This is a genomic window from Pseudomonas zhanjiangensis (assembly GCF_041027545.1).
GTDB classification, from domain to species: domain Bacteria; phylum Pseudomonadota; class Gammaproteobacteria; order Pseudomonadales; family Pseudomonadaceae; genus Aquipseudomonas; species Aquipseudomonas zhanjiangensis.
In genome coordinates this window covers 42,674-52,160 of record NZ_JBFTEG010000023.1, presented here as the reverse complement: position 1 = coordinate 52,160, position 9,487 = coordinate 42,674, and the positions used below count along the sequence as shown (strand labels likewise).

General features: G+C 65.7%; 10 protein-coding genes. 9 read left to right on the top strand and 1 reads right to left on the bottom strand.

What is annotated here, in order from left to right; translation table 11 throughout:
* The first annotated feature begins 621 nt into the window (after positions 1–621).
* The 3 genes from AB5S05_RS19990 to AB5S05_RS19980 all read left to right on the top strand — a co-directional run bounded on the left by AB5S05_RS19990 (position 622) and on the right by AB5S05_RS19980 (position 3,092).
* Complete coding sequence (locus AB5S05_RS19990) at positions 622–1,332, top strand: 4'-phosphopantetheinyl transferase family protein (RefSeq protein WP_369289283.1); 711 nt, start codon at positions 622–624, stop codon at positions 1,330–1,332.
* Positions 1,333–1,404: 72 nt separating this feature from the next.
* Positions 1,405–2,694, top strand: coding sequence for a M18 family aminopeptidase (locus tag AB5S05_RS19985; RefSeq protein ID WP_369289282.1), 1,290 nt, complete (start codon positions 1,405–1,407; stop codon positions 2,692–2,694).
* Positions 2,694–3,092, top strand: a complete 399-nt coding sequence (locus AB5S05_RS19980; protein ID WP_369289281.1) for a GFA family protein — start codon at positions 2,694–2,696, stop codon at positions 3,090–3,092. Before AB5S05_RS19985 ends, AB5S05_RS19980 begins: the two co-directional genes overlap by 1 nt.
* A 1-nt stretch (position 3,093) precedes the next feature.
* On the opposite strand, the gene AB5S05_RS19975 is transcribed toward AB5S05_RS19980, so the two are convergent.
* Positions 3,094–3,810 (bottom strand): UTRA domain-containing protein, encoded by a 717-nt coding sequence (locus tag AB5S05_RS19975; protein WP_369289280.1) that lies wholly within the window; start codon positions 3,808–3,810, stop codon positions 3,094–3,096.
* A 330-nt stretch (positions 3,811–4,140) separates the two neighbouring features.
* Here AB5S05_RS19975 and AB5S05_RS19970 point away from each other — a divergent pair, with 330 nt between their 5' ends.
* The 6 genes from AB5S05_RS19970 to AB5S05_RS19945 all read left to right on the top strand — a co-directional run bounded on the left by AB5S05_RS19970 (position 4,141) and on the right by AB5S05_RS19945 (position 9,483).
* Positions 4,141–5,199: an ABC transporter substrate-binding protein gene (locus AB5S05_RS19970; RefSeq protein WP_369289279.1), complete on the top strand. Its 1,059-nt coding sequence runs from the start codon at positions 4,141–4,143 to the stop codon at positions 5,197–5,199.
* Between the two features lie 146 nt (positions 5,200–5,345).
* Positions 5,346–6,152, top strand: a complete 807-nt coding sequence (locus tag AB5S05_RS19965) for an alkaline phosphatase family protein (RefSeq protein WP_369289278.1) — start codon at positions 5,346–5,348, stop codon at positions 6,150–6,152.
* Positions 6,149–7,060 (top strand): ABC transporter permease, encoded by a 912-nt coding sequence (locus AB5S05_RS19960; RefSeq protein WP_369289277.1) that lies wholly within the window; start codon positions 6,149–6,151, stop codon positions 7,058–7,060. Before AB5S05_RS19965 ends, AB5S05_RS19960 begins: the two co-directional genes overlap by 4 nt.
* Positions 7,047–7,844, top strand: a complete 798-nt coding sequence (locus tag AB5S05_RS19955; RefSeq protein WP_369289276.1) for an ABC transporter permease — start codon at positions 7,047–7,049, stop codon at positions 7,842–7,844. Before AB5S05_RS19960 ends, AB5S05_RS19955 begins: the two co-directional genes overlap by 14 nt.
* Complete coding sequence (locus AB5S05_RS19950) at positions 7,841–8,830, top strand: ABC transporter ATP-binding protein (RefSeq protein WP_369289275.1); 990 nt, start codon at positions 7,841–7,843, stop codon at positions 8,828–8,830. The genes AB5S05_RS19955 and AB5S05_RS19950 overlap by 4 nt, the downstream gene beginning before the upstream one ends.
* The gene (locus AB5S05_RS19945; RefSeq protein WP_369289274.1) at positions 8,830–9,483 is read left to right on the top strand and encodes an HAD family hydrolase; all 654 of its coding nucleotides are present in this window, start codon (positions 8,830–8,832) and stop codon (positions 9,481–9,483) included. The genes AB5S05_RS19950 and AB5S05_RS19945 overlap by 1 nt, the downstream gene beginning before the upstream one ends.
* Positions 9,484–9,487: the final 4 nt, after the last annotated feature.

Sequence of the window (9,487 nt, the reverse complement as noted above, 5' to 3'; positions counted from 1 at the left end):
GGACATCAGTCATTACTTGATGCACCGTTACAACTGGATCAGACCGCATCAATACAACGACGGGCTACCACCTGCGGTGGCCGAAGAAAAACTTAACCCACTGTCCGGGATGGGTTGACCACTACAGGTGCTTCGTGCGAATACACGAAAGACTTACACAAAAAAACCATAGTTATGCTACACCGCGCACTTCGGCCAGCCCTAACAACTCCTTAGCCTTTAAGCTCATCACTTAGCTTACCTAACTAGTGGTATATGGACACTCCCCACAAGTAGTGAGCAATAGCTTTTCCAGCTCTGTGGTCAGTGCGGTTGCATTCGTATATCCGGCCAGTTGTGGGCTACCGCCCTAGCCACTACTTGTGCCGAAACCTTACCTGTGTCGGTGCCATACAAAAAAAAACGGGAGCCCAAACGGGCTCCCGCACTCGAATCAGAGAAAAACCGACAGCGGCATTGCGGCCGATGTCAGCTACAACCTCACCTGCGTTCCCGAAGAAACGCGCTGCCAGTCTGGCAAATCGCCGCGCGCCTGACCGTTTAGCTTTGTTACCGCCGTGCAAAGAAATGTAAACGCGCGCGCGACTGGCGGGCGCTCGGTACGCACGGCAGAATGCCGCCATGAGCGATCTCTATCTCCCCGCCTGCTGCTCTCCCCTGAGCGATCACTGGCCACTGCCGAAGGTGCTGGCGGGCGTGCAGCTGATCAGCACGCACTTCGATCCGGGCCGGCTGCACAGCGAGGACTTCCAGCGCTGCGCCATCGCGCCCGTCGCCGGCGTGGCCAAGCGCCAGGCGGAATACCTGGCCGGTCGCCTGTGTGCCCGCGAAGGCATCAGGCGGGTGAGCGGCAACGCCGCCGTGCCCGCGGTGGGCGCCGACCGTGCGCCGCAATGGCCCCTTGGGGTGCGTGGCTCGATCAGCCATGGCAACGGCTGGGCGGGCTCCCTGGTGGCGGCCGAGCGCGGTTGGCGCGGCCTGGGCCTGGACGTCGAGCAACTGCTGCCGGCGGCACGCGCCGAGCGCCTCGCGGCGCAGATCCTCACCCCCGACGAACTGCTGCGGCTGCAGGATCTGCCGCCTGAACAGCAGGCCTGGCGGGTGAGCCTGAGCTTCTCGCTCAAGGAGAGCCTGTTCAAGGCCCTGTACCCACTGGTGCTGCGGCGCTTCTACTTTCACGACGCCGAACTGCTGGAGTGCCACGTCGACGGGCAGGCGCGCCTGCGTCTGCTGATCGACCTGGCCGACGACTGGCCGGCCGGCAGCGAGCTGCACGGTCAGTTCGCTGAACTCGACGGTCGCCTGCTCAGCCTGGTCGCCATCCCGGCCTGATCCGCGGCGCCCCCGCGCCCAATGCCCCGGCCATTTCCGATAAACTCCGGGCATTGCCGCCAGGAGTGCCCCATGCGCGAAGAATTCAACCAAGGCCTGATCGATTTCCTCAAGGCCTCGCCGACCCCCTTTCATGCCACCGCCAGCCTCGCCCAGCACCTGGAAGGGGCCGGCTATCAGCACCTCGACGAGCGTGCAGCCTGGCACTGCGAGGCCGGCGGCCGCTACTACGTGACCCGCAACGACTCCTCGATCATCGCCTTCAAGCTGGGCCAGCGCTCGCCCCTAGAAGGCGGCCTGCGCCTGGTCGGCGCGCACACCGACAGCCCCTGCCTGCGGGTCAAGCCGCAGCCGGAGCTGCAGCGTCAGGGCTTTTTCCAGCTGGGCGTGGAAGTCTATGGTGGCGCCCTGTTCGCCCCCTGGTTCGACCGCGACCTGTCGCTGGCCGGACGGGTGACCTTCCGCGAAAGCGGCCGGGTGCAGAGCCAGCTGATCGATTTCCAGGCGCCGATCGCGGTGATTCCCAACCTGGCCATCCACCTCAACCGCGAGGCCAACCAGGGCTGGGCGATCAACGCCCAGACCGAGCTGCCGCCGATCCTGGCCCAGCTCGCCGGCAGCGATGCCCCCGACTTCCGCGCCCTGCTGGCCGAGCAACTGACCCGCGAGCACGGCCTCAATGCCGATGCGGTGCTGGATTACGAGCTGAGTTTCTACGACACCCAGGCCGCCGCGGTGGTGGGCCTGAGCGGCGACTTCATCGCCGGCGCGCGGCTGGACAACCTGCTGTCTTGTTATGCCGGCCTGCAGGCGCTGCTGGCCGCCCCGGACAGCGAGAGCTGCGTACTGGTCTGCACCGACCACGAGGAAGTCGGCTCCAGCTCGACCTGTGGCGCCGACGGGGCGATGCTCGAGCAGGTGCTGCGCCGGGCGCTGCCGGAGGGCGACGGCTTCGTGCGCAGCATTCAGCGCTCGCTGCTGGTCTCCGCCGACAACGCCCATGCCCTGCACCCCAACTACCCGGACAAGCACGACGAGAATCACGGCCCCAAACTCAACGCCGGCCCGGTGATCAAGATCAACTGCAACCAGCGCTACGCCACCAGCAGCGAAACCGCCGGCTTCTTCCGCCACCTGTGCCTGGAGAACGAAGTGCCGGTGCAGAGCTTCGTCACCCGCAGCGACATGGGCTGCGGCTCGACCATCGGCCCGATCACCGCCAGCCAGCTGGGCGTGCGCACCGTCGACATCGGCCTGCCGACCTTCGCCATGCACTCGATCCGCGAGCTGGCCGGCAGCCATGACCTGGCCCACCTGGTCAAGGTGCTGACGGCCTTCTATGCCAGCCCGGAGTTGCCCTGATGATCGGCGGCAGCTGCCTGTGCGGCGCGGTGGCCTATGCCATCGATCAGCTGGACAAACCGATCGGCCATTGCCACTGCCTGACCTGTCAGAAGGCCCACTCGGCGGCTTTCGCCAGCACCGCCGGGGTGCTGCGTGAACATTTTCACTGGTTGCGCGGCGAGGACAAAGTCACCAGCTATGAATCCTCGCCGGGCAAACTGCGGCGCTTCTGCTCGGTGTGCGGTTCCCAGCTGGTCGCCGAACGCGCCGGCCAACCCCATGTCATCGTCCGCGTCGCCACGCTCGACGAAGACCCGGGCGCGCGGCCGGCCCAGCACATCTGGACCGACCACGACCGGCCCTGGCTGACGACCGAGGGACTACCCGCCTACCCCGAGTGGCAGCCGGGGCGCTGACTCACTCCGGCACCTCGACGCTGACATGCAGGGCGTCGTGGCGCCAGAACTCCAGGTCGCAATCGATCAGCCGGCCGTGCTGGTCACGGTTGACCCGCACGATGCGCAGCGCCGGGCTGCCCACGGCGACCTTGAGGGCGGCCGCCGCCTCGCTGTGCAGGGCAGTGGGTACGATGTCGAAGCGCACCCGGCCATAGCGCACCCCGTATTCGCTGGCATACAGATCGGTCAACGAACGGGTCAGGTCGAAGTCGAGGATCCCCGGGAAGTAGGCCGGATTGAGGTAGTGCTCGACATAGAGCACCAGTCGCCCGTCGATGCGCCGGGCGCGGCGGATCTGATAGACGCTGGACAGTGCCGGCAAGGCCAGCAGCTGGCAGATCTCCGCATTGGCCGGCAGCAGCCGGGCGCTCAGGACCTCGGTGGCCGGCACCCGCCCTTGCTCGGCGACCATCGCATGGAAGTGACTGCGCACCAGCGGGTTGTAGGCCAGCCGAGGCGGCGAGACGAACCAGCCGCGGCGCTCCTCGCGGTAGACCAAACCCTGGGCCTCCAGCTGGCCGAGCGCCTCGCGCAGGGTAATGCGCGTGGTATCGAACAACTCGCTGAGCTTGCGCTCGGCCGGCAGCTTGCTGCCGGAGGGCAGCAAGCCGTGCTCGATCTGCTCCTCCAGGGCACGGCAGATGCTGGTGACGGCACGCGGCGCTTCTTCGCGCATCAAGATTTTCCCCTCATGGACTAGTCCAGCCCCACGAAGGGGCCTGATCGTCGGCTCAATCGGCCGTAGAAATTTATTGCAAGCTTAGTCAGTCTAGATGACCGGTCGATGACAAGCGGTTTTCAAGCATGCCCTGTGCCACCTGCAAAAATAACTGCATTTCAGCTAAATCAGCTACTTAACCATGGTCTACGCTTGATCTGCGCCGGCTTGGCAACCAGCCTGGACATCTATCCACAAGCGTCATACATAAAATTGTCATGAAGCAGGCCTAGATTGGCGTGGCTCTTGCTGATCTAGACCAACACTCTCACCGCAAAGGAGTTTCCGATGAAACAACTGCTGCTGGCTTCACTGATGGGTTCGGCCATCGCCCTGGCCACCCAGGCCATGGCTTCCACCACCGACATCCAGGCCCTGGAACAGGCCGCGCGCGCCGAAGGCGCGGTGAACAGCGTGGGCATGCCCGACAGCTGGGCCAACTGGAAGGACACCTGGGCCGACCTCAACAAACAGTATGGGCTCAAGCACCTGGACACCGACATGAGTTCGGCCCAGGAGATCGCCAAGTTCGCCGCCGAGAAGGACAACGCCACCGCCGACATCGGCGACGTCGGTGCCGCCTTCGGCCCCATTGCCGTGCAGCAGGGTGTGACCCAGCCGTTCAAGCCAAGTACCTGGGCGCAGATCCCGGACTGGGCCAAGGACGCCGACGGCCACTGGATGCTGGCCTATACCGGCTCCATCGCCTTCATCGTCAACAAGAACCTGGTCAAGGACATCCCGACCTCCTGGGCCGAGCTCAAGCAGGGCCAGTACAAGGTCGCCATCGGTGACGTCAGCGCCGCCGCCCAGGCGGTCAATGGCGTGCTGGCCGCGGCCATCGCCAACGGCGGCGACGAGAAGAACATCCAACCGGGCCTGGACTTCTTCGCCACGATCGCCGAGCAGGGCCGCCTGTCGCTGTCCAACCCGACCATCCAGACCCTGGAGAAGGGCGAGGTGGAAGTCGGCGTGGTCTGGGACTTCAATGGCCTGTCCTACCGCGACCAGATCGACCCGAGCCGCTTCGAGGTGCTGATCCCCTCCGACGGCTCGGTGATCTCCGGCTACAGCACCATCATCAACAAGTACGCCAAGAACCCCAATGCGGCCAAGCTGGCGCGCGAGTACATCCTCTCCGATGCCGGCCAGATCAACCTGGCCAAGGGCAATGCCCGGCCGATCCGCGCCGAGCACCTGACCCTGCCGGCCGAGGTGCAGGCCAAGCTGCTGCCCAACGCCCAGTACGCCAAGGTCCGGCCGATCAAGGATGCCAGCGCCTGGGAAGCCACGTCCAAGGCCTTGCCGCAACTCTGGCAGGAGCACGTGATCATCAATATGGAGTAAGCCTTCGCTCGACCGAGCCGTAGGATGGACTCAGGAGCGAAGCGAACAGTCCGCCGATAGTCGGGGAAACCCGCCAATCGGCGGCGTACCGCTACGCGATTACGCCCTACGGATGCCGACGACACTCCCGTGAACGAGAGCAATAGATGAAACACGACGTCATCCTGGTAGTACTGGATGGCCTGAACTACCAGGTCGCCCGGCATGCCCTGGGCCACCTGCAGGCCTACTGCGATGCCGGCCGCGCCGCGCTGTACAAGCTCGACTGCGCGCTGCCTGCCCTGTCGCGGCCGCTCTACGAGTGCATCCTCACCGGCGTGCCCCCGATCGACAGCGGTATCGTCCACAACGAGGTGGTGCGTCTGTCCAACCAGCGCAGCGTCTTCCACTACGCCCGCGCCGCCGGCCTGAGCACCGCTGCCGCGGCCTATCACTGGGTCAGCGAACTGTACAACCGCGCCCCCTTCGACGCGGTGCGCGACCGTCACACCGAAGACGCGGACCTGCCGATCCAGCACGGCCACTTCTACTACGCCGACCACTACCCGGATTCGCACCTCTTCGCCGACGCCGAGAGCCTGCGCCTGCGCCGCAAGCCGAACTTCCTCCTGGTGCACCCGATGAACATCGACGACGCCGGCCACAAGCACGGCCTCGACAGCCCGCAGTACCGCAACAGCGCCCGCCGCGCCGACATCCTCCTGGCCGACTACCTGCAGGGCTGGCTGGCGGCCGGCTACCAGGTGCTGGTCACCGCCGACCACGGCATGAACCTTGACCGCTCGCACAACGGCCTGCTGCCGGAGGAGCGCGAGGTGCCGCTGTTCGTCCTCGGCGATGCCTTCAGCCTCGACGCCGCGGCCCAGCCGAAACAGACCGAGCTGTGCGGCACGGTCTGCGAACTGCTCGGTGTGCCTCACGACAAACCCGTCTGCCGGGAGCTGCTCAAATGAACGCCTCACTCGAACCCGGCAGCCAGCTCGCCGCCGCCCAACCGACGGCAGCGCCACGCGCACGCGCCACCTTCCATACACGCAGCAAGTGGCTGGCGGCGCTGTGCCTGCTGCCGTTCGCGCTGTTCTTCATCGCCTTCCAGATCGCCCCACTGGCCTGGGTCGCGCTGCACAGCCTGAGCGTCGAAGGCGGCTGGGGCCTGGGCAACTTCGAGAAGATCTTCGCCTCCAGGTTCTACCTGCAGGCGATCAAGCACAGCCTGCAGATCGCCTTCTGGTCGAGCCTGATCGGCATCCTCATCGCCATCCTCGGCAGTTACTCGCTGCGCCAGGTGGACTCCAAGCTGCGCGACTTCGTCATCGCCTTCTCCAACATGACCAGCAACTTCGCCGGGGTGCCGCTGGCCTTCGCCTTCATCATCCTGCTCGGTTTCAACGGTGCGCTGACCATCCTGCTCAAGCAGATCGGGGTGATCGAGGATTTCAACCTCTACTCCAAAACCGGCCTGATCGTGCTCTACACCTACTTCCAAATCCCCCTCGGGGTATTGCTGCTGTACCCGGCCTTCGACGCCCTGCGCGAAGACTGGCGCGAGTCGGCGGCGCTGCTCGGCGCCGGCACCTGGGACTTCTGGCGGCACATCGGCCTGCCGGTGCTGACCCCGGCGCTGCTCGGCACCTTCGTCATCCTCCTGGCCAACGCCCTGGGCGCCTACGCCACCGTGTACTACCTGACCACCGGCAACTTCAACGTGCTGCCGATCCGCATCGCCGGCCTGGTCTCCGGCGACATCTCGCTCAACCCGGACCTGGCCAGCGCCCTGGCCATGGTCCTGGTCGGCCTGATGGCGGTGATCACCGTGGCCCATCAGCTGCTGCTCAAGAGGAGCTACCATGTCCCGCGCTGACGCCATACCCGCGAGCCTCTACCACCGCGTGGTGGTCTGGCTGCTGTTTCTGATCCTGCTGCTGCCGCTGGCCGCCACCCTGCTCTATTCGCTGTCCACCAGCTGGGGCGCGACCGTGCTGCCGGACGGCCTGACCTTCAAGTGGTACCTGGCGCTGTGGAGCGACGCGCGCTTTCTCGCCGCCTTCGGCCAGTCGCTGCTGGTGTGCTTCGGCGCCCTGCTGCTGGCGGTGCTCCTGATCCTGCCGCTGCTGTTCGTGGTGCACTACCACTTCCCCAGGCTCGACGGGCTGATGAACATCCTCATCCTGCTGCCGTTCGCCGTACCGCCGGTGGTGTCCTCGGTAGGCCTGCTGCAGGTCTACGGCTCGGGGCCGCTGGCCATGGTCGGCACGCCCTGGATCCTGATCGGCTGCTACTTCACCATCGCCCTGCCCTTCATGTACCGGGCGATAACCAACAACCTGCACGCGATCAACCTGCGCGACCTGATGGACGCCGCCCACCTGCTCGGCGCCAGCACCTGGAAAGCCGCCTTGCTGGTGGTGCTGCCGAACCTGCGCAAGGGCCTGATGGTCTCGCTGTTCCTCTCGTTCAGCTTCCTGTTCGGCGAGTTCGTGTTCGCCAACCTGCTGGTCGGCACCCGCTACGAGACCCTGCAGGTGTACCTGAACAACATGCGCAACAGCAGCGGCCACTTCAACAGCGCGCTGGTGATTTCCTACTTCTTCTTCGTGCTGGTGTTCACCTGGGCCGCCAACCGCCTGAACAAGGACAAGACATGAGTTACCTCTCCATCCAAGGGCTGCATAAAAGCTACGGCGAAACAAAGATCTTCAGCGACATCGACTGCGAGATCGGCCAGGGCGAGTTCGTCACCCTGCTCGGCCCCTCCGGCTGCGGCAAGTCCACCCTGCTGCGCTGCATCGCCGGGCTGACCGAGGTGGGCGGCGGGCAGATTCTCCTCGACGGCCAGGACCTGGTGCCGCTGGCACCGCAGAAGCGCGGCATCGGCATGGTGTTCCAGAGCTACGCGCTGTTCCCCAACATGACCGTGCAGGAGAACGTCGCCTTCGGCCTGCGCATGCAGAAGGTTGGCAAGGCGGAAAGCCAGCAGCGCGTGCGCGAAGCCCTCGACATGGTCGAACTCGGCGAGTTCGCCGGCCGCTACCCGCAGCAACTGTCCGGCGGCCAGTGCCAGCGCGTGGCCCTGGCCCGCTCGCTGGTCACCCGCCCGCGCCTGCTGCTGCTCGACGAGCCGCTGTCGGCGCTGGATGCACGCATTCGCAAGCACCTGCGCGAGCAGATCCGCACGATCCAGCAGGAACTGGGCCTGACCACCATCTTCGTCACCCACGACCAGGAAGAGGCGCTGGTGATGAGCGACCGGATCTTCCTGATGAACGCCGGCAAGATCGTCCAGAGCGGCAACGCCGAGACCCTCTACACCGCGCCGGTGGATGCCTTCGCCGCCGGCTTCATCGGCAACTACAACCTGCTCGACGCCGAGACCGCCAGCCGCCTGCTCGGTCGGCCGATCGCCAGCCGCATCGCCATCCGCCCGGAAGCCATTCAGTTCGCCAGCCAGGGCGGCATCGAGGCCCTGGTGCGCGGCCACAGCCTGCTCGGCAATGTCATCCGCTACCGGGTCGAAGCCCGCGGCGTGGAGCTGCTGGTGGATGTGCTCAATCGCGCGGCAGCCGACATGCACGCCAGCGGCCAGCGCATCGCCCTGAACATCGACGCTCACGCAATTCACGAGGTGGCCTGATGGCCCTGGCAATTTTTGATTTGGACGAAACCCTGATCGGCGGCGACTGCGCCAGCCTGTGGAGCGCGCAGATGGCCCGGCTCGGCTGGGTCGATGGCGCCAGCTTTCTCAAGCGCGACCATGAACTGATGGCGCTGTACGGCGAGGGCAAGCTGGCCATGGAGGACTACATGGCCTTCAGCCTCTCGCCCCTGGTGGGGCGCAGCGCGGAGGAAGTGGCCCATGTGGTCGAGCCCTTCGTCGAGCAGGTGATCGAGCCGATCCTCTACAGCGACGCCAGCCACTGCCTGGCCCGCCACCGCGCCGCCGGCGACCGTATCCTGGTGATCTCCGCCTCGGCGCATTTCCTGGTCAGCGCCATCGCCGCGCGCCTGGACATCCACGAAGTGCTGGCCATCGACCTGGAGCAGCAGGACGACTGCTACAGCGGCCGCACCCAGGGCGTGCTGACCTACCGCGAAGGCAAGGTCACCCGCCTGCTGGAATGGCTGGAGCGGCACGGCGAATCCCTGGAGGGCGCCTACTTCTACTCCGACTCGCGCAACGACCTGCCGCTGCTGCAACTGGTCAGCCAGCCCCACGTGGTCAACCCCGACCCGGTGCTGCGCCGCCATGCCGAGCAGGCCGGCTGGCCGGTATTGAGCTGGAGCTGACCCT